A 19,332-nucleotide genomic window follows, 5' to 3' on the forward strand; every position below is an offset into this window, starting at 1 on the left:
GTCTGCGCCGCCGAACCTTTCGCGCATCACTTCAGCCCGGTGTGCCGTCGCAGTCGTCACGATGTGGCCGCGACCGGGGCCGCCGCGATCATCCAATTGCTGAACTCGCAGGCCAGATGCCACTGGTGTTGGCGAATGAGTCTGGCGGGCGAGGTGCCCGGGAACTGCACGGTCAGCAGGGCATCGAGTGTGCCGTCGCGGTCGCGGAACTGGTGGCGGACCCCGCCGATGACCAGACCGTCGTCGAGGAGGGCTTGGCCCGCGATCTGGATCGGATAGCCGGGATCGATCGGGATGGTCAGGGTTTCGGTCCTGCCGTAGTCGACGACGAACCGCGACGCCGCCGGTGATCCGCCGGTGGTTTCGACGACTTCCTGATGGCCGTCGGGCAGCCCGCGCAGCAGGTAGTGGTCCGGGCAGGCGTCGACCATGTCGGTTTCGGCGTTGGTCGCGGTCAGGTTGTCGAACCACGCGGCGAACCGCTCAGCGGAGTAGCCCGGAACTTCGAGGCGGGTGATGGAATGCTTGGTCCTCCCTCTGCTCATAGCGACACCGACCCGGACCATCCGCTCGGAAACCGCCAACTCGCGCCTGAGCATCGCGTAGACACCGGCATGACCCAACCGAATCTTCAGTGCCGTCAGCGCGGATCGCTGCACATCGAGAGGGGCGGCGAGCAGTTCGTCGATCGTATGGTCCGGCATGATCTCGGCCGTGCCGCGCGGCCCTAGGCGCGCGGCGAACTTCGCGAGCACCGCTGCGGCCCGAAGTGCTTCCCACGCCCGCACCTGTTCGCGCGAGACCCTGTCCGCACCCACGATCGCACGGATCTCGATGGACTCGACCACGGTGGTTCCTGCCTCTCCTGCGCCGGTGATCCGACATCGATGAACAGCTTCTCGAACAGTGGTTCCCCTTCGCCGAGGCGGCGATCGCGCCGCGACGCTCACCGCAAGGCGGAGAAGGTCACCATCAGAGTTAAAGCTAGTCTCAATTGCGTTAAGAATGCAGCACGCGCCGTACTAACGCAAGTTCTAATAGCCTTTGCTGCCGCGTAGCCGTTGACAGGGCCAGGCACATCGCCCATGCTTCATTAACGCAAGTTCGACTTGCGTTAATTCTGTCACTGGTCCGTCCGTCGATTACGTGCACGGATAAGCAAGTACGCGAAGGGAATTGGTCAATGCTGACCAGAAGAAACTTCATCGTCCGCGCGGCCGGAGCAACGGCCGCCGCCACAGCGGCCGCGGCCTACGTCGGCGCGGGGCCTGCGGTCGCCTCCCCCGGTTCGCCGGTGACCGGAACTGGGTTGCGGACGTTCATCGACGGTGCGCTCGTCGACCAGTCCAGGGTCGCCGAGTGGGAACGCCAGCGCATTGCCGTCGCGGCGGCGCGGCTGTCGAAGGACTACGTCGGCGTGCTGCGTGGCGAGTTGGAGTCGCTCATCGGGCGCTACACGGTCTCGGTCGGCGACATCCCCGCCGCACGGTCGGCGCTGTCGCGAGCCCGTGCCCTGCTCGGCCCGGATGCGCTGCGGGAGCTGCTCGCCAGCGAGCTCGCCGCCTCCGATGCCGCCACGCGGACCGCGCTCGCCGCCTCGGGTGGGCGATGGGCTGTGTCGGTCACCGAGATCGTCAGCGACCGCGGCAGCGCCGAGGGGTTCGTCGACTGGTTCACCAAGGCCAAAGACACCGACGACCGCGCCACCTGGACCGATGCGTGCCCGGACCACTACATCATCGTCACCGGCCCCGACGGTCGGCAGGAAGTCATCGAGGTGACCGGCGGCGCGATGCTGGCCAGCCGCTTCTTCGTCGACTACACCGACCGGGCGCGGGTGGCGGTGCCCGCCGACCCGGCCTACCCGCTGGTTGTCGCCGGAACCGCCTCGCTCGCCAGCGGAGAACTCATCGGCAGCGTCTGCCACCAGTTCCGCGACGAACCCGGCGGCGGGTTCCGCAGCCAGCTCAAAGTCGCCTTCCCCGCCGCGGTTCCGAGTCTGTACATCGCCGAACACCGGTGGCATCTGGCCTGCGAGTTCGGCAACTGGATCACCACGTACCTGCGCTGATCCGACCGATCGGCACACAACCTCCTACTCGCACGCCCGCACCGTTCGGCGCGCAACGCGCGCCGTCGAGTAGAACAGGGCCATGAACCAGCGCGGACGTGATCCCGAGAACGAGCAACCGGTAGCGCCCCCGGCTCCGCGCAAGCGGACCGGGGGACGCTCCGCCCGGGTGCGGGAAGCTGTGCTCGCCGCGACCCTCGACCAGGTCGCCGAACACGGCATCGAGGGCTTGACCATCGGCGACGTCGCCGCCCGGGCCGGTGTCGCCGAGACAACGATCTACCGGCGCTGGGGCACCCGCACGGCCCTGATCGCCGAGGCGGTCACCGAGCTGGCGGCCGTGGGCAACCCCGCCCCCGACACCGGCACGCTGCGCGGTGATCTCCAACAGCTCGCCGAGCAGATCTCGCATCTGATCTCCCGCCCCGGCATCGCGCGGCTGCTGGGCACCACCATCGCCCTGTCCACCGACCCGGACGTCGCCGCGGCACGCCACAGCTTCTGGAACGAGCGATTCGAACGGACCGCCCACGTCATTCGCCGAGCCGTCGACCGCGGCGAACTACCCGACGACGCCGACCCCCGCGAGTTTCTCGAAACCCTCTCCGCCCCTTTGTATTTCCGGCTATTGGTCGGCGACAGCCCCCTCGACGGCGCATTCATCGCCCGCTGCATCGACCACACCCTCACCCTTTACGGCAAGCCGGACTGACGAGCGACAACATGCCCCACCGCCGCGATGGACGAAGCGACTCCCCACCCCCTGCGTGATGCCCACACCCCCCTTCGGTGTGGGCATCACGTGTTGCGGTCACCGCAGCCCGGCACGGCAACGCGCGGTGCGAGCCCGAACCGACCGACCGATGTCAACAGACCGGTTCGACGTCTGCCGCGACCCGGAAGTCCGCTCCCGTGGCCTCTCGCACCTCGGATTCACTGACTCCCGGCGCGGTCTCGACCAGCACGAGCCCGTCGGGTCCGACATCCATCACCGCCATGTCGGTGATGATTCGGTGCACGCAGCGCATTCCGGTCAGCGGCAGAGTGCATCGGTCGACAATCTTCGGTTCGCCGCCGCGGGAGACGTGTTCCATCATCACGATGACCCGTTGTGCGCCGTGGACCAGGTCCATCGCGCCTCCCATGCCCTTGACCAGCTTGCCCGGAATCATCCAGTTCGCCAGGTCTCCCCGCGCGCTGACCTGCATGGCGCCGAGAACGGCGACATCGACGCAGCCGCCACGGATCATCCCGAAGGACTGCGCGGAGTCGAAATACGATGCACCCGGCACCACCGTGATCGTCTCCTTCCCGGCGTTGATCAGCTCGGGATCGAGTTCGGCTTCGGTCGGGTAGGGCCCGACGCCGAGAACTCCGTTCTCCGAATGCAAGACGACCGTGACATCGTCGGGTAGGTAGTTCGGAACCAAGGTCGGCATGCCGATGCCGAGGTTCACATACTGGCCGTCGCGCAACTCGGCAGCCACGCGCGCCGCCAGCTCCTGCCGTGTCCGTTTCATGCCCTTACCGTCCTGTTCTCGATGCCGACCTCGACCTTTCCGACGTGGACCACGCGCTGCACGTGGATGCCCTGCGTGTGCACCTCGTCCGGGTCCAGCTCCCCCGGCTCCACCAGCGTCTCCACCTGAGCGATGGTGATGCGGCCTGCCGCGGCCGCAGGCGGATTGAAGTTTCGGGCGCTGCGGCGATACACGAGATTGCCGTGACGGTCGCCTTTCCAGGCGTGCACGAGTGCGAAGTCGGTGACGATCGCATGTTCCAGCACATAGGGAACCCCGCCGAAGTCCCGGGTTTCCTTCGGAGAACTCGCGAGGGCGATCCCACCGCCACCGTCATAACGCAGCGGAAGGCCACCGTCCGCGACTTGCGTGCCCACACCAGCGGGCGTGTAGAACGCCGGAATGCCTGCGCCGCCGGCCCGCATCCGCTCGGCCAGCGTCCCCTGCGGCGTCAGCTCCACCTCGAGCTCGCCGGACAGGAACTGGCGTGCGAACTCGGCGTTCGCGCCGACATAGGAGCTCGTAGTGCGGCGGATCCGGCGAGCCTCCAGCAGCACGCCCAAACCGACACCGGCTGTCCCGCAGTTGTTGCTGACGACCTCCAGATTCGTGGCGCCTTGCGCGAGCACGGCATCGATCAGCGCCTGGGGGACGCCGACCAGCCCGAATCCGCCGACCGCCAGCGACGCACCGTCGTGAATATCAGCGACGGCTTCGGCCGCCGTCGCAAAGACTTTGTCCATCACGGCAGCGATGATAGACCGCGCGTTCGTTCTACGCACTATAGTTCGCATAGCGAACACATAGGAGGATTCGGCAGCCATGACAGAACCGTCGCCGGAATACGTGCAGTCCCTCGGACGCGGCTTGGCCGTCATCCGATCGTTCAACGCCAGGCATCCCCGGCGCACGCTGAGCGAGGTCGCCAAAGACACGGGCCTCACACGTGCGACGGCCCGGCGCTTCCTGCTGACCTTGATCGAGCTCGGCTACCTGCGCACCGACGGGTCGCAGTTCTGGCTCACCCCCAAGGTGCTCGAGCTCGGCTACAGCTTTCTGTCCAGCCTCTCCCTGCCCGATGCCGCAGGCCCGCACCTGGAAACCCTGGCAGAGCGGGTGCGCGAGTCGACCTCGGTGTCGATTCTGGACGGGACCGACATCGTCTACGTCGCACGGGTACCCGTCAGCCGCATCATGACCGTGTCGATCGACATCGGCACCCGCTTTCCGGCATTCGCCACCTCGATGGGTCGTGTCCTGCTGGCCGGGCTCGAACCCGAGGCGCTCGACCGGCACCTGGCCGAGGCCGAGCTCATACCGCTCACCGAGGCGACGATCACGACGCAACGGCAGCTTCGCGAAGAACTGGCGCGGGTACGCGCCGACGGTTACTGCGTCGTCGACCAAGAACTCGAGCAGGGGCTGCGGTCGATGGCCGCACCCATCCGCGACCAGACCGGCACCGTCGTTGCGGCGGTGAACATTTCCACCCAAGCGGCCCGCTACTCCCTCGGCGAGGTCCACGCCACGCTGATACCGGCCCTACTCGAGACAAGTGCCGCGATCGAGCTGGATCTGACCCGGATTCGGTCCAACACCTGACGCCCACCGAGCCTCTCGCGGCCAGACTCACTCGCTCCGGCGGGTTTCCGAACTCATGTCCTGGCGGTCCTGCTCGATACGAGCCGGCCCGGCTCCGAGCAGGTCCAGCACGTCGACGGCATTCGCCACGCGGGGCGATGATTCGGTCTCACCGAGTTGCGAAGCGACCCATGCGCGCGTGTGGACCAGATCGTGGCGACCGGACACGAACCACACTCCCCGCGCGGGCTCGTCGCCCTCGTTGACATACAGGTGCGGTCTGGTGGAGTCGAAGCACAGCGAGTCACCGGCGGCGATCGAGTAGCGGTCGAAGTCCAGCAGCAGCGTCAACTCACCGGAGAACAGGTAGGCGTACTCGGTTCCCTGGTGGCGCATCAGCATTCGGTCGACCGAGCTGGCGGCCCCCGGCTCGTAGGTCACCAGCAGGGCATCAACAGCGCCATGCGGATCGACGGCCAGCTTCTCCCACCGAACTCCGTTCGCCATCTCCAGAACAGGGTTGTCCGCGGCGCGCTGAACAACGCTGGACGGCTGGCTGGGGCCTGAGCGCTCGGATGATCCCGAGCCCGCGACGGGGGTCGGGGAGCCTTCGGCACGGCCGTGTCCGATGCCCAGCAGCTCGTCGAGTGAGACATCGAGGTGGGTGACCAGCGCGTACAACGTGCTCACCGACGGCTGGGACTTGCCGGTCTCGATCTGGGAGAGCTGGCTGGCCGAGATTCCCGCTGCCGCCGCCAGCCCCCGCAGACTCAGGCCACGCTCGAGGCGCGCCTGCCGCAATACCGACCCGATCCTGTCCTGCATCAGCGCACCCCTGTCCACATACACACCCGAGTATCAACTCTCAGTGAACAGTACCGGCCGCACGCGGTGAACAGCGAGGGCCGACGGTCAGCACGGCCCGGCATTCCCGCAACCATCAGCGGTTGACCTGGTCACGACACAAAGTGGCAGGAACAAATAGCGTTCCGCTATTCAATCATGTGTTCCGTGGCAGTTGACACTCACGCGGAGCTGTTCCATGATACTGAACACATTGGTGGCCCCTACGGCCCGTTCCCGTCATCGACGACCTAGGAGACTCGTGTCCTCCCCGATTCCACGACTTCGCTCGACCTGTCCGCCTCCGCCTTCGGCGACTGCTCGTCGAGTTCGCCGGTTCGCCGATTCGCACTCGTCGGAGGCCGGTGAGGGGCAGCCGTGCTGATCGGATTCGCGGGACTGGGACGGATGGGCCGGCCGATGGCCGCGCACCTGGCACGGGCGGGCCACACCGTTCTCGCCTACGATCCCGCGGTCGAGCGAGCCCCAGAGGGAGTAACCGTTCTCTATTCGGTCGACGAACTCGCCGTGGTGCCTCTGTCGATCAGCATGCTGCCCGATGGCGAATCCACGCGCGCACTGGTCGTCGACGGCTTGCGCGAGGTGGCCGCCGGCCACCTGCACATCGTGATGGGCACTGTCGGCCCCGAAGTCGTGCGCGAACTGGCAGGCCGACCGCAGCTGGAACTGATCGACGCGCCGGTGTCGGGCAGTGTGTCGATGGCCGAAACCGCTGCCATCACAACGATGGTCGGCGCTACCCCCGAACAGTACGAGCGGGTTCGCCCAGTGCTGGCCGCGATGACCGCGGCCCAGTTCCACGCAGGCCCGGTCGGTTCGGGGTCGGCGGCCAAGCTCGCGGTCAACGCGGTGCTCGCCGGACTGAGTCAGGCTGTCGCAGAAGGACTTCTACTTGCCGAAGCGGGCGATCTCGATCTGGCGACCTTCTACGACATCCTGCGCAACAGCGCAGCGGGCGCCCCCTACGTCGGCTACAAACAGCAGGCGTATCTGGCGCCGGACGCCGCACCCGTCGCGGCGCCGGTGTCGCTCATCCGTAAGGACCTCGGCCTCGCCCTCGACCTCGCCCATCGACACGGGCTCACCCTGCCGGGATCCGAAGCCGCGCTCGCCGTGCTCGACGACGCCATCGCCGACGGGCTGGGCCAGGCGGACATGGCCCGAATTCTCACCGCGCTGCGCCGCCGCAGTCGTGCGCCACTTCGCGGAACCCTCTCCACCCCTCAGCAGACAGGAGCAAGCCGATGAGCGGCGAAACCACCACCGCCACAGCGGAGATCGAGTCGACCATTCGGTCGCTCGAGGACGAACGCTACGCCGCGGTGCTGGCAGGAGACATCGAACGGTTCGCCGCACTGGCCCACCCGTCCCTCGTCTACACCCACTCCAACGCCGATGTCGACACCCTCGACAGCTACCTCGACAAGCTCCGCTCGGGCCACTACGTCTATCACCGCATCGATCACCCGGTGACACGAATCGTCGTCGCGGACGACACCGCTGTCGTCCTCGGTGAGATGCACGCCGATATCACCGCGGGCGGAGTGCGCAAGCAGCTGGCCAACCGCGCACTGGCGGTGTGGGTGCGCGAAGGCGCCGGCTGGCTGCTCCTCGCCTACCAGCCGACGGTCATCCCGGGAGACATCCGATGACGACCTTCACCTACGACGGACTACCCGGTCGCGTCGTCTTCGGCGCAGGCGCCGCGCGCACCGAACTGCTCGGCGAGGTCGACCTTCTCGGAGCCGAACGTATTCTCCTCATCTCCTCCGGCCCGGAAGGCGAAACCGCGACGCGGCTGTGCGCCCCCTTCGCCGACCGGCTCATCGAGACCTTTTCTGGTGTGCGCCCACATGTTCCGGTGGACGTCGCCGAGCTCGCTCGTGAAGCAGCGGCCGAGGCCGACCTGGTGCTGTCCGTCGGAGGCGGCTCTACGACAGGAACAGCCAAGGCCGTCGCGCTGACCACCGCTCTGCCGATCATCGCCGTACCGACAACCTATGCGGGGTCGGAGGTCACGCCCGTGTGGGGAATGACCGACAAGGGCCGCAAGACCACGGGGACCGATCGACGGGTCCTGCCGAAGACAGTGGTCTACGACCCCGAGCTGACGTTGTCACTGCCCGTAGAGCTCTCCGCCGCCAGCGGCCTCAACGCGGTGGCGCACTGCGTCGAAGCGTTCTGGGCGCCCGGGCGCAATCCGGTGTCGAGCGCTGTCGCGGAAGACGGCATCCGCCACCTCGCCAACGGCTTGGCGACGATTGCCACCACGCCGACAGACCCCGCTACCCGCACCGAGCTACTACTCGGCGCCTACCTCGCTGGATCGGCATTCGCCGTGGCCGGCTCGGGGCTGCACCACAAGATCTGCCACGTCCTCGGCGGCGCGTTCGATCTGCCCCACGCGCAAACACACGCGATCGTCCTGCCGCATGTGCTGGCCTATAACGCCCCGAACGCACCCGAGGCCGCCGACCGGATCAGCCGTGCACTCGGCCGATCCGGCTTCGTCGACGGGCTGCGCGAAGTGGGCGAGAAGCTCGGCGTCCCGGCCGGGTTGCGCGACCTCGGCATGACCGAAGCCGATATCGAGGCCGTGATCGAAGACATCCTGGCGATTGCCCCGGCCGACAACCCCACCCCTGTCACACCAGCCGGTCTCCGCGCGATTCTGCACGCGGCATGGGCCGGATCCGACCTAGCAAGGCACACGCCATGACCACCGACCACATCGTCGCCGCCGACCGGGAACAAGCCGTCACCGAAGAAGTTCTCGCCAGCTTCGACGCCACGCCCGATCCCCGGCTGCGTGAGGTGATGCATAGCCTCGTACGGCACCTGCACGCCTTCGCCCGAGACGTCCGGCTCAGCGAACGCGAGTGGGAGACGGCGATCGAGTTCCTCACCCGCGCCGGGCATATCACCGACGAGCACCGCCAGGAGTTCATTCTGTTGTCCGACGTGCTCGGCCTGTCCATGCTGACCGTCGCCATCAACGAACCATCCGCACCCGGCGCCACCGAATCGACGGTGTTCGGTCCCTTCTTCGTCGACACGGCCCCCGAAGTACCGCTCGGTGGCGACATCGCTCGCGGCGCGTCCGGGATCCGCTGCTATGTGTCAGGCCAGGTTCGGTCGGTCACCGGAGAACCGATCGACGGAGCGCGCATCGAGGTATGGGAAGCCGACCAGGACGGCTTCTACGACGTCCAGTACCCCGACGGCCGCTCGGCAGGCCGCGGATGGCTGCGGTCGGGTGAGAACGGCGAGTACCGATTCTGGTCGGTGCTGCCCGCGCCGTACCCGATCCCGCACGACGGTCCGGTCGGAGACCTGCTGGCGGCCACGGCCCGCGGCCCGATGCGGCCTGCCCACCTCCATTTCATGGTCACCGCCTCCGGGTTCCGGACACTGATCACGCACATCTTCGTCGCGGGCGACCCGTACCTCGGCTGTGACGCGGTCTTCGGGGTGAAGCAAGACCTTGTGGTCGAAGCAATCCACCACCCCCACGGCTCCGCCCCTGACGAGTCACATTACGAAACAGGTTGGACAAGCATCACTTTCGACCTGGTTCTCGCCACCCACGACGGTAGATAGCACTTCGGTGCCGAACCGCGCCGTTGCCGCGGAAAAGCACAGCCGCCCGTAATCGGCTGTCCACTACGGCAATCGACCATTCCGCCGGGCAATTCCACAGCCCGGACACTCAGCCGACCGGAGCCTCCGAGGCCCGGACCGATCGGTGCCGCAGTCACTTACCGTCCAGTTCTCCACTGACGTGCCGCGACTCGATACCGGACCTGCCCCTGCGGGGAACCCCCGTTCCCCGCGATCGAAGTTTCTCTGCTGCAAGGGCATTCGCCGCAGCGGCTCACAATGGAGGTGCGACGATGCGACGTACTCGTTGGATCGTGCTCAGCGGGTGTTTCCTCGCCTACCTGTTCGATGCCCTGGAGATAGTTCTGCTGTCCATGGCGCTACCGACGATACGCAAGGACATGGGCCTTTCGGTCACCCAGGGCGGACTATTGGCCACCGCCACGCTGATCGGCATCGGCGTCAGCAGTGTCCTGGGCGGATACGTGGCCGACAACTTCGGGCGCAAGAAGGCGCTCATCGCCTCGCTGGTCACCTTCGGCGTCTTCACCGCGGCGATCGCCGTCGTGCCGAACTATGAAACGTTCCTGCTGCTGCGGTTCCTCGCCGGCATCGGGCTCGGCGCGGTGTGGAGTGTGGTCTCGGCGTATGTGGTCGAGACCTGGCCGGAGAAGAGCCGGGGTCGTGCGGCGGCGTTCGTGATCAGTGCCTTCCCTGCCGGTGGCGCGATGGCGGCCACCATTTCCGGCCAGTTCCTGCCCGACTGGCGCCTGATGTTCCTGGTGGCGGGCGCCGCCGTCGCGCTCCCGGTCCTCGTGGTCCTGATCTTCTTCGCCGAATCCGCCACCTGGGCAGCCCACAGGGCCGACAACACAGGCGATGTCGTCTCGGTCCGCGACGTCCTCGGCTCGTCGCTGCGCCGCAGGACACTGCTGGGTACCCTCATGGCGGCCCTGGCGCTGTTCGGCTACTGGGGTGCCACGACCTGGTTGCCCACCTACCTCACCACCGAACGTGATCTGCCATCGAGCTCGGTAGCGGTGTTCATGACGATCCTGAACCTGGGAATGTTCGCCGGATACAACGGATTCGGCTTCCTCGCCGACCACATCGGCCGTCACCGGACGATCATCCTGACCTTGCTCGGGGTCTCGCTGACATTGCCGGTCTACGCGGTCACCACCCATCAGAGCACGCTGCTGTGGCTGGGTCCGCTGTTCGGCGTGTTCACCGCATTCTTCGGCCTGTTCGGCTCCTACCTGGGCGAACTGTTCCCGACGAGGGCTCGGGCCACAGGCGCCGGATTCTGTTTCAACGTCGGCCGCGGGGTGTCCGCGTTGGCGCCGTTCGCGCTCGCCGGCCTTGCCACCACCATCGGATTCAGCGGTGGGCTCCTCGTGTGCGCCGGGTTCTTCGCCCTCGCCGCACTGGTCGCGATGATGCTGCCCCGCACCGGAGCGACCACCGACAGCGTTGTCTCCGAACGCATCACCGATCCGCGAGACGGCGCACCGACCACGGTGTGAGTCCCGTTCCCGGGCCGGTCGGCACGCCACGGCGCCGACCGGCCCGGTGCCGAACCAACCGAGAGGAAAACTCCTGTGCCACCGACGATGAAAGCCGCTGTGTACTACGGCGCCCGCGACATTCGGCTCGAAGAAGTAGACATCCCGACGCCTGGTGAAGGTGAGGCGCTCGTCCGAGTGTTGCGTTCGGGTATCTGCGGGACAGACGCTTCCGAATGGGTGGCCGGTCCGAGAATCTATCCCGTCGAACGCCGCCACCAACACAGCGGCCACCTCGGGCCCATCATTCCAGGCCACGAGTTCGTCGGTGAGATCGTCGAAGCCGACCCGGACTCCGAGCTCCCGCCGGGCAGCCTCGTCGCCAGTGGCGCCGGAGTCTGGTGCGGGACCTGCCGGAGATGCCGTGAAGGCCGAACGAACCAATGCGCGCGGTACAAGACGTTAGGACTCAACGTCGACGGCGGCATGGCCGAATACGTGGCGGTGCCCTCGAAAACGTTGCGCCAGTTGCCCAGTGGTGTGCCCCTGGACCATGCCGGACTCGCGCAACCACTCGCGGTCGGCATCCACGCAGCCCGACGAGCCGGGGCACGCGACGGCGACCGTATCGTCGTCATCGGCGCCGGAGCCATCGGCTCGTTCGTCCTCGCAGGCCTCGCACACCTCGGCGACTTCGACATCACCGTCATCGACTTCCCCGGTAGCCGCCTCGAACGCGCGGCGCGGCTGGGAGCCGACCGCTGCCTCCCACCATCGCAGACCATCGCCGCCGAAGTCACCGACGCTCTCCGAGGCCGCAAACCCGATGTTGTCATCGAGGCGAGCGGCGCGCCGGGACAACTGGCGGCAGCGCTCGAGATGGTTGTCGATGGCGGCCGGGTGCAAGCCATCGGGATTCCCAAGGAGAAGCCCGCGCTCGACCTGCACTCGATGATCTTTCGCGAGATCACCCTCGACACCACACTCGCGCACGTCTGCGACAACGACCTGCCTGCCGCATTGCAAATCCTCGCCACCAGCCCGCTGCTGGGAAACGAATTCGCCGAGACACCAGTGGGACTCGACCACTTAGGCGCATCACTCGACCGACTCGCCGACGGCCAGGTGGAAGGCAAGATCCTCATCGACCCCGCCGCATGACCCCAGGCCGCAGGCTTCCGCGGGGCGCGTGAAGCGCTCCCGTTCGGCATCCCGCCGACCGCGCAGGGCCCGCAGCAGTTCGTCGAGATCCACAACACCGATCACTTCCTGGTGACCGATGTGGAGTCGCCCGTCCGGCTAGGCGCCCGTCGACAGCAACTGGTCGAAGAACTCCTTGTAGCCGCGCAGCGCCTGCCGGAGGTCTTCGGTGTCCGACGTGTCGCCGCGCCGCTCGTCGAGGTCGTGCTTGCGCTGCTGGCAGGTGGCGATCATCTGGTCCATGGTGCCGCTGACCAGGTCGTCGGCGCGGGCGACAGCGGTTTTCGGATCGTCGACGAAGGTGACCTGGACCTCCCGCCACTGCGTGCGCAGGCGATCGGAATCGGCTTCGGGGAGCAGCGGTGCGGGCTGGCCGCCTGCGGCGGTCGCCTGCTCGGACGTCGCGGCGGTGCGCGACCCGGCGTACTCGACGCGTTCGGTGGCGGACTCCCCTGCCGCGGTGTCCGCACGCGCGGACTCCGGCGCGCGAGCGGGACGGTCCGCCTCGACCGTATCGCCGGTGCGCCGTGCTTCGGGGTCCGCGGTCCGCTCAGTGTCGTTCCGTGCCTCTGCGGATTCACCGACCCTCTCCGCGTCGGCCCCCTGGCGGCGGCCTGCCTCCGGCGCTCCCGCGCCGTACTTGTCGTCCTGGGACTTCGAGCCGGTTTCCCCAGTTCTCGCCGTCCCGTCTCCGGGCAGTCGCCGCTCGGACTCGGTGCTCATGATTTCACGTCCTTGTTCTCCTGGCCGCCCACGCCGACCAGGTCTTGAAACAGTTCTCGGTAGTGCACGATGGCGGTGCGGCGGTCCTCGGTGGACACCTCGGATTCCGCGGGTCGCGTCACGATCTCGTGCGCGGCGCGATAGTGGCCCAGCGGAGCGGCGTGCTCTACGGACAGATCGGCGATCTGCTGCTCGTAGTTCTCCGTGGGGTAGCCGCGCTCGGACATGATCGTGGTGACGAGGCGGTCGGCCTCGGTCAACGCCCCTGAGGGGTCGTCGATGAAACGCTCCTGCACCTCTACCCAGCGGGTGGTGTAGACCCGCTTCTCGTCGTCCGACAGTTCACGTAACCGCAGTTTCGCGTGCCTGCGCTCGCGTTCGCCGAGTTCGCGCTCGGCGGCCTTGCGGTCTTCGCTTTCCTCGACCGTCCGGTCGTACTCGGGCCCGAACGTACGGCGTAGTCGCTGCCTGCGCACCATAGGCCACACCAGGAACGCGACAACAGCCGCGACGACGACAATGGCGATGACGACAATGATTACCCATACTGCAGTCGACATCCGAACCTCCTTGTCGAGCTCGTTCGCAGGGGTAATGCCTCCTGGCGGTGGTTCCAAACTCTCGAGCGTCAAGAGGCTCTCTGCCGCCCGGCGCCGTCAGCGGCGCGACGACGAGAACACACGGGCAAAGCCGTTGCGGCACAGCGCTGCTCGTCATTCGGGGGCGTTCGCGCAGCGGCGCGGCGATTGAGCACAGTTTTCACGGCGATGCGAGTTCGTGCCGTGATGCGCCGGTCCGCGCCGAAACAACCCGTCGAATCGGTGGGAACGCCGAGGCCGTATCCGGGCCGCACTTCGAGACACGCCCCGGCTGGCCGAATCGAGCCTCGGGCGGGTTTCGTTGCGCGGGGCCGGGTGAGTGGGCGCCAGTAAGCTGGCCGCCATGGATTCAGCACTCGAGCCGACGCCGAGCCCGTCCACGCGGGGACGTAGGGCGCGCGGTATCAGCGGTGACGACCGCGAGCGCGCGATCCTGGCCGGGGCGGAGCGCCTGCTCGCCGAGCGGCCCCTGTCGGAAATCTCGGTGGACGATCTGGCCAGGAGCGCCGGGATCTCGAGGCCGACCTTCTACTTCTATTTCGCGTCCAAGGAGCAGGTGGTGCTGTCCCTGCTCGACAAGCTCGTCCAGGAAGCCAGGGAACGCCGCGGCGAGGCGCTGCTGTCTCTGGATCGCGGGGAGGAGCAGGGGTGGCGCGCGGCGATCGGCGCGTTCGTCGCCACCTTCGCCGCACACCGCTCCGCCGCCGCGGCGAGCGCGGCCGCGCTGTCCAGCAGCGCCGCGGTCCAGGAATTGTGGTCTCAGGTGATGGAGCAGTTCATCGAGGACGGTGTGGTGGCGATCGAGGCCGAACGCCGTCGCGGCGCCGCGCCCGAGGGGATTCCGGCACGGGATCTGGCGACCTCGCTGAGCTGGATGGTCGAACGAAATCTGTTCGCCACCTTCGGCAGTCAGGGTCCCGCCGTGGCGGAGGACCGGCTCCTCGACACCCTTGTCTCGATTTACATGCAAGCGGTGTACCAGCGCTGAAGTGCCCGTCACCGCACTCACGGCGGCGAGCATCTCGTTCGGAAGTCTCGTGAAGCGTTCGACGAGTGCGAACTCGACCACGCACACCACTACCGCCAGCAGCGCACCGCGTACGACGAGTACGCGCGAACTCAGAGCTCTCACGGGCAGATTTGTCCTTTCGAAGCCGTCTCCACGAAGTGATCGGAGCCACCGTCGTCACGGCGAGTGACGACGACCACGGCGAGTCCCGACTTTAGATGCCGCCTTGACCTCGGTCAACATCGTGTTGATAATCTCATCACAACGTTGAATCGTGACGGCCTTCGTCACCCGGGCACGCAGTGCCCATGCCGACTGCGGCACTCTGCACGCCCTCGATTTCGGGACGAGCCCGCCAGTCGACACTCCGGCCCGCCCCTGTCGAGAAAAGACACCACCGTGACCCTGACCCACACCACCCCTCCCCGTCGGCGCCCGGTTCGCTGAAGTGAGCCGAAACCGCCGCACGAATCGCGTGAACACAATCCCGGCCGTTCGTCCCACCAAGGAGTCGATGATGACCAAGCCCCTCCGCACCACGTCGATGCTCGCGCCCGTGATGCTGCGCGGCGACCTGCCCCGCGACGTCGCAACCTCGTATTGGTCGACCCGCCACGCCGAGAAGGTCAGGAAACTTCCGCACCTGATCGAATACAACCAGCGACACTTCTCCACCGACGATCACGGTTACTGGCCTGCGAGCACGGGAGTCGGCACCGCCATCCCGCCGCAGTGGCGCCTCGACGGGTGCGCGGAGATCCGGTTCCGCAGCGCGATCGCCGTCCCGGCAACGGCAGCCCACGCCCGCGAGGTGTATCTCGACGAGCAGAACGTCTTCGCTCGTGTGCTCACCCAGCCCACGGCTCCCGGCGGCGGCCGTTGGTGGACAACGGGTTTCGACGACACCTGTCACCACCACGTGGCGCTGCTGCTGCGCCGTCGACGCGGAGTGCGTACGTCCGCCTTCCGCGAGTTCGTGCACGGCCGCATGGCGCCGTCCCTGCTCGACGCGGGGGCGCGCGACCTGCGCTCCTACGTCTTTCTGCCGTGGACCCGCCTGAGCGACGTCTCCCCTGGCGTCGGGCATCACAATCCTGTCGAACACCGCTACCACGGCGCGGTGCTCTTCGGCACCGACTCCCGCGCCGCCGTCGACGAGCTGCTGCGCACCTCAGCCGTGGCTGTCCTCGTCGCCGATCAGCACGCGGTCCTCACCGCCGTGCACGCCTACAGCCTCGAACGCTCGGTCCCGGTCATCCGCGCGAACTCGAATTCGTAGACCAGGATTGCCTTTTCGCGTGTCGGATCCCGACGAGGTCGAAATTCGAGCTGAGCACTCGGATCTCGTCGTCGACTCGGTCGCACCGCGCAGCACGTCGGTCACGAGGTTGCCGGCCACAGCCGGTGGATGGATCAGCTGGATCGGGGCGTGAGGCGAATGACCGGGATCTCGCGGTCGGTCTTTTCCTGGTATCCGGCGAATCGAGGTGCGGTAGTGGTGATCTGGCGCCATGCGTGCTCGTGTTCGGCGCCATGGAGTTGTTCGGCGGTCACTTCGAGGGTGCGGCCCCCGACGTCGATGCGGACCTTGTCGGGGTTCGCGGCGATGTTGTAGTACCAGGCGGGGTTGGCGGCGGCGCCTGCCGCCGAGGCCACGATGAGGTAGGCGCCGTTGTCGCCGGGGAACCAGGCCACCGGCGTGGAGCGCTCGGCGCCGGTTTTGCGGCCGAGTGTCGTGAGGACCAGGGCGTCCATGCCCATGAATTTGCCACCGCCCTTGCGGCGCAGGCGTTTTGCCATCAACTTGTTCATCCACACAGCGATCCGGCCGGAGGGCTGGCGGGCGCCGCGGGTGCCCGAAGGGGTGCCGAAGCTCATCGGGTTCTCACTTTCGTCGAGGTCAGCGGTCAGGCGGTCGCGGTGTGGACGGTGCGCTCCACCCGCACGTCCTCGTAGGTGAACGGGCGGCCTGCGAGGTTGAAGCTCCACGAAACGGTGGGCGTGATCCGCATGTAAGGGCCGGGACCGAACTGGCCTTGGCGCTGCACGAGTTCAGCGGTTCCGTAGACGCGCAGGTAGCGCGGGATCCACGGATCCGTCGACACCAGGTCGTCGATGACGACGGCGACCTTCGGGTTGCCGCGTTCGACATTGCGGTACTTGCGGCTCCGCACCGGGTCGTGGCCGCCGATGTAGATGTGCGTGCCGTCGAACTCGTAGCCCACCGGGACCACGTCGGGCTGCCCGTCGGGGTCGACGGTGGCAACCCTGGCGAGCCGCTGGGTCCGCAGGTAGTCGATCTCTTCTTCGGTAAACGACATCGCCGGGCTCCTTCCGATCGTCGGTCGTTGCCGTGCTGACCTGCGCAAAGATGCTCGAGACTGATGACAGTTCGTGACATCAACTGTACGTGCACGCCCTCACCCCGGTGCAGGCCGAACTGCCGTGTGTCCTGCTCGACGGCCCCGAACCGATGGCATGCGCCGGTCAGTTGAAGGGCGACTTGTCCGCGACGCAGTGGGTGCCGGCCGGTGGCAGCCCGCCGGTGAACAGGTACTCCCGTTTGGTCCGCTCGGCGCAAGTGCTCGGCACGTACATGCTGCTGTGGCCCGCGCCTTCGATCACCACCACTTGGGCGTGGGCCAGTTGGGCGGCGCCGGCGTAAGCGCCGGGCAATGGGGTCGCGGGGTCGAATCTACTGTTGAGCACCAGGATCGGCGCGGCGGTGCGCCGGTTCCACGGTCCGGTGTATCGGTCGGCGTCGTGGCCGCGCCAGAAGGCACAGCCCGCGGTGCCGAATACCGCGACCCGCCCGAAATACGGCACCCGCAGATCTTCCGATACCGCCACGCGACTGTAGACGCCGGTGTCGGTCGGGACGACGCTGTCGGTGCACTGAATCGCGTGGTACGCCTCGGTGCGGTTACCCAAGTAGGACGCGCCGCGCGCGACCGGTAGCAGTCCCGGGACGGTGGTGCCCGCGTCGAACAACTTCTGGAGCAGCACCGCGAGGTCCGGGAAGGTGGACGGCTGCGAAAGACTGGCTGCGGCATTGACGATCGCCGAATACGTCCACGCCTGACCCTCCACCTTGATGGGTGCCAGTCGAGCACGCTCCGCGAGCACCGTCCACTTGATCCTCGGATCACCGGACGAGAACGCGCAGCGCGGCCCCGCCGCGGAACACTGCTGCAGGAATGCTTCGAAGGTAGCGGCGATGCCGTCTGCTACGCCCTGCCGGGTGTCCAGCGGAACGGTGGCGCCCTGCCCGTCGTGGCCGTTGACGTTGCCCTCGAAGTCCATCGATCCGTCGAACACCATCGCCCGCACCCGGTCGGGGAACATGTTCGCATAGATCGCGCCGAGCTGTGTGCCGTAGGAAATGCCGTGATAGGTGAGCTGCGGATCGCCGACGGCGCGGCGCAACAGTTCCAGATCCCGCGCGGTGTTGGCGGTCGAGGCGTGCTGCAGGATCGGTCCGGCCTGCTGCTCGCAGCGGTCGGCGAACTCCTTCGACCAATCGTAGAAAGGGCCCTCTTCGGCTGCGGTGGTAGGCATCTCGGCCATGGAGCCGAGGAATGCCGTTTGCTCGTCCACCGTCGGAAAACAGCGCGCCGCCGCGCTGCGTGCCACCGCTCGGGTGTCCCAGGAGACCACATCGAACCGCGACCGCAGCTCATCGGAGAACAGCCACGGCCACCGCGCCCGTTCCCGTAGGCGATCCACTCCGGACGGGCCGGGGCCGCCGAAGTTGACGAACAGGGTGCCGATGCGGTGACTCGGATCGGTAGCGGGCAGTTTGATCACCGCCAGCTCGATCGGGTCACGGTGCGGCTGGTTGTAATCCAGCGGCACCTTCGCGGACGCGCACTGGAAGCCGTCCTGGCAGTCGGACCACTGCAGCGCCGGGGTGTCCGCCGTCTGGGCAAGGCGATCGTCGTAGGAGTCGATGCCGTCCTCCGCCGACGCCGACACCGGGGCACCGAGCACACCGGCCCCGACCGCGAGCGCCAAGGCGGCACGCCGGATCCGGTGAGATCTTTTGGGTCCCAAGCGCAGATCCAATCGAAGGCCTCCTGTGCACAGATCTACGAACCGGGCGATCTTGCCATACGCCCGGCGGCGACTGCCACAAACGGAGATCTGGGACACACCTCGCGACATCCCGTCCGATCGGGTCCGCGCATCAGACCGGGGTGAGTCCGATTTCGGCGCAACCGTCGCGGAGGGTGTCGAAGCCGAAAGCTTCGACGGGTCCGACGACTCCGGCAGTGCGGGGTGGCGTGGTGGCGAGATGTTGTGCGGCCCAGGCCATGAGCTCCCCGGTCAAGCTGTACGCGCTCGGGCCTTCGACGTGGACTTCGGCCGGTGGGGCGGCATCGGAGGAGGCGACCGCGACGACGTGCGAGCGGGTACGTGCGCGTTCGGCGGCGTCGGGACCGCTGGGGGGACCGATCATGGGGCGAGTGAGGACGTCGAGCACCTTGCGGCCGAGAGGGATTCGCGTCGCGGCCGCGGTGATCGCCGACATCGCCGCGATGGGGCGGGCCAGGGCGGGGAACCAGCCGTTGTAGACGGTGACGGAGTCGAGGGTGGGAAAATCGGCGGGAAGGAACAGCACTTCGGTGCCGGACGAGAGTGGCGTTCCTGCGGCGGCCGC

At 67.3% G+C, this 19,332-nt stretch carries 21 protein-coding genes; 11 read left to right on the forward strand and 10 right to left on the reverse strand.

The genetic code is table 11. The features are described from left to right. Nucleotides 1-56: 56 nt before the first annotated feature. Nucleotides 57-848: a hypothetical protein gene (locus tag AC3EO7_RS13435; RefSeq protein ID WP_435591332.1), complete on the reverse strand. Its 792-nt coding sequence runs from the start codon at nucleotides 846-848 to the stop codon at nucleotides 57-59. Between the two features lie 335 nt (nucleotides 849-1,183). On the opposite strand from AC3EO7_RS13435, the gene AC3EO7_RS13440 reads away from it, so the two are divergent. Together AC3EO7_RS13440 and AC3EO7_RS13445 are read left to right on the forward strand one after the other, a co-directional pair. Then, nucleotides 1,184-2,071, forward strand: coding sequence for a hypothetical protein (locus AC3EO7_RS13440; protein ID WP_435591333.1), 888 nt, complete (start codon nucleotides 1,184-1,186; stop codon nucleotides 2,069-2,071). Nucleotides 2,072-2,153: 82 nt separating this feature from the next. Beyond that, nucleotides 2,154-2,783 (forward strand): TetR/AcrR family transcriptional regulator, encoded by a 630-nt coding sequence (locus AC3EO7_RS13445; protein WP_435591334.1) that lies wholly within the window; start codon nucleotides 2,154-2,156, stop codon nucleotides 2,781-2,783. A 154-nt stretch (nucleotides 2,784-2,937) separates the two neighbouring features. Here AC3EO7_RS13445 and AC3EO7_RS13450 read toward each other — a convergent pair whose 3' ends face one another. After that, a complete protein-coding gene (locus AC3EO7_RS13450) occupies nucleotides 2,938-3,591 on the reverse strand; it encodes a CoA transferase subunit B (RefSeq protein ID WP_431969824.1) in 654 nt (217 codons plus the stop codon). Next, the gene (locus AC3EO7_RS13455) at nucleotides 3,588-4,334 is read right to left on the reverse strand and encodes a CoA transferase subunit A (protein WP_435591437.1); all 747 of its coding nucleotides are present in this window, start codon (nucleotides 4,332-4,334) and stop codon (nucleotides 3,588-3,590) included. The genes AC3EO7_RS13450 and AC3EO7_RS13455 overlap by 4 nt, the downstream gene beginning before the upstream one ends. A 79-nt stretch (nucleotides 4,335-4,413) precedes the next feature. On the opposite strand from AC3EO7_RS13455, the gene AC3EO7_RS13460 reads away from it, so the two are divergent. Further along, nucleotides 4,414-5,193 (forward strand): IclR family transcriptional regulator domain-containing protein, encoded by a 780-nt coding sequence (locus AC3EO7_RS13460; protein WP_435591335.1) that lies wholly within the window; start codon nucleotides 4,414-4,416, stop codon nucleotides 5,191-5,193. 27 nt (nucleotides 5,194-5,220) lie between these two features. Here AC3EO7_RS13460 and AC3EO7_RS13465 read toward each other — a convergent pair whose 3' ends face one another. After that, nucleotides 5,221-5,997, reverse strand: a complete 777-nt coding sequence (locus tag AC3EO7_RS13465) for a helix-turn-helix domain-containing protein (RefSeq protein ID WP_431969826.1) — start codon at nucleotides 5,995-5,997, stop codon at nucleotides 5,221-5,223. Between the two features lie 396 nt (nucleotides 5,998-6,393). Here AC3EO7_RS13465 and AC3EO7_RS13470 point away from each other — a divergent pair, with 396 nt between their 5' ends. The 6 genes from AC3EO7_RS13470 (at nucleotide 6,394) to AC3EO7_RS13495 (ending at nucleotide 12,302) form a co-directional block, all read left to right on the forward strand. Next, entirely contained in the window at nucleotides 6,394-7,284 is an 891-nt protein-coding gene (locus tag AC3EO7_RS13470) for an NAD(P)-dependent oxidoreductase (RefSeq protein ID WP_431969827.1), read from the forward strand. After that, nucleotides 7,281-7,688 carry a nuclear transport factor 2 family protein gene (locus AC3EO7_RS13475; RefSeq protein ID WP_431969828.1) on the forward strand — a complete coding sequence of 136 codons (408 nt, stop codon included), beginning with the start codon at nucleotides 7,281-7,283 and terminating at the stop codon, nucleotides 7,686-7,688. Before AC3EO7_RS13470 ends, AC3EO7_RS13475 begins: the two co-directional genes overlap by 4 nt. Further along, a complete protein-coding gene (locus AC3EO7_RS13480; protein ID WP_431969829.1) occupies nucleotides 7,685-8,755 on the forward strand; it encodes a maleylacetate reductase in 1,071 nt (356 codons plus the stop codon). The genes AC3EO7_RS13475 and AC3EO7_RS13480 overlap by 4 nt, the downstream gene beginning before the upstream one ends. After that, the gene (locus AC3EO7_RS13485) at nucleotides 8,752-9,636 is read left to right on the forward strand and encodes a dioxygenase family protein (RefSeq protein ID WP_435591336.1); all 885 of its coding nucleotides are present in this window, start codon (nucleotides 8,752-8,754) and stop codon (nucleotides 9,634-9,636) included. Before AC3EO7_RS13480 ends, AC3EO7_RS13485 begins: the two co-directional genes overlap by 4 nt. A gap of 293 nt (nucleotides 9,637-9,929) precedes the next feature. Beyond that, nucleotides 9,930-11,162 (forward strand): MFS transporter, encoded by a 1,233-nt coding sequence (locus tag AC3EO7_RS13490; RefSeq protein WP_435591337.1) that lies wholly within the window; start codon nucleotides 9,930-9,932, stop codon nucleotides 11,160-11,162. Between the two features lie 87 nt (nucleotides 11,163-11,249). Then, nucleotides 11,250-12,302 carry a zinc-dependent alcohol dehydrogenase gene (locus AC3EO7_RS13495; protein ID WP_435591438.1) on the forward strand — a complete coding sequence of 351 codons (1,053 nt, stop codon included), beginning with the start codon at nucleotides 11,250-11,252 and terminating at the stop codon, nucleotides 12,300-12,302. Nucleotides 12,303-12,440: 138 nt separating this feature from the next. Here the strand turns inward: AC3EO7_RS13495 and AC3EO7_RS13500 are convergent, their stop codons facing one another. Further along, nucleotides 12,441-13,064 carry a prolipoprotein diacylglyceryl transferase gene (locus tag AC3EO7_RS13500; RefSeq protein ID WP_435591338.1) on the reverse strand — a complete coding sequence of 208 codons (624 nt, stop codon included), beginning with the start codon at nucleotides 13,062-13,064 and terminating at the stop codon, nucleotides 12,441-12,443. Further along, nucleotides 13,061-13,624, reverse strand: coding sequence for a hypothetical protein (locus AC3EO7_RS13505; protein WP_435591339.1), 564 nt, complete (start codon nucleotides 13,622-13,624; stop codon nucleotides 13,061-13,063). Before AC3EO7_RS13505 ends, AC3EO7_RS13500 begins: the two co-directional genes overlap by 4 nt. A gap of 382 nt (nucleotides 13,625-14,006) precedes the next feature. Between AC3EO7_RS13505 and AC3EO7_RS13510 the strand changes: the two genes are divergently transcribed. Both AC3EO7_RS13510 and AC3EO7_RS13515 read left to right on the forward strand, forming a co-directional pair. Beyond that, complete coding sequence (locus tag AC3EO7_RS13510; RefSeq protein WP_435591340.1) at nucleotides 14,007-14,651, forward strand: TetR/AcrR family transcriptional regulator; 645 nt, start codon at nucleotides 14,007-14,009, stop codon at nucleotides 14,649-14,651. A 538-nt stretch (nucleotides 14,652-15,189) separates the two neighbouring features. After that, nucleotides 15,190-15,951, forward strand: coding sequence for a hypothetical protein (locus AC3EO7_RS13515; RefSeq protein ID WP_435591341.1), 762 nt, complete (start codon nucleotides 15,190-15,192; stop codon nucleotides 15,949-15,951). A gap of 134 nt (nucleotides 15,952-16,085) precedes the next feature. Here AC3EO7_RS13515 and AC3EO7_RS13520 read toward each other — a convergent pair whose 3' ends face one another. From AC3EO7_RS13520 to AC3EO7_RS13535, 4 genes are all read right to left on the reverse strand, one after another. Beyond that, nucleotides 16,086-16,550, reverse strand: coding sequence for a nitroreductase/quinone reductase family protein (locus AC3EO7_RS13520; protein WP_431969836.1), 465 nt, complete (start codon nucleotides 16,548-16,550; stop codon nucleotides 16,086-16,088). Between the two features lie 29 nt (nucleotides 16,551-16,579). Further along, the gene (locus tag AC3EO7_RS13525; RefSeq protein WP_435591342.1) at nucleotides 16,580-16,993 is read right to left on the reverse strand and encodes a PPOX class F420-dependent oxidoreductase; all 414 of its coding nucleotides are present in this window, start codon (nucleotides 16,991-16,993) and stop codon (nucleotides 16,580-16,582) included. 166 nt (nucleotides 16,994-17,159) lie between these two features. Further along, nucleotides 17,160-18,737, reverse strand: coding sequence for an alpha/beta hydrolase (locus AC3EO7_RS13530; RefSeq protein ID WP_435591343.1), 1,578 nt, complete (start codon nucleotides 18,735-18,737; stop codon nucleotides 17,160-17,162). Nucleotides 18,738-18,858: 121 nt separating this feature from the next. Beyond that, the gene (locus AC3EO7_RS13535) at nucleotides 18,859-19,293 is read right to left on the reverse strand and encodes a saccharopine dehydrogenase family protein (RefSeq protein ID WP_435591344.1); all 435 of its coding nucleotides are present in this window, start codon (nucleotides 19,291-19,293) and stop codon (nucleotides 18,859-18,861) included. Between the last annotated feature and the right edge of the window lie 39 nt (nucleotides 19,294-19,332).

Source organism: Nocardia sp. bgisy118 (genome assembly GCF_057708605.1).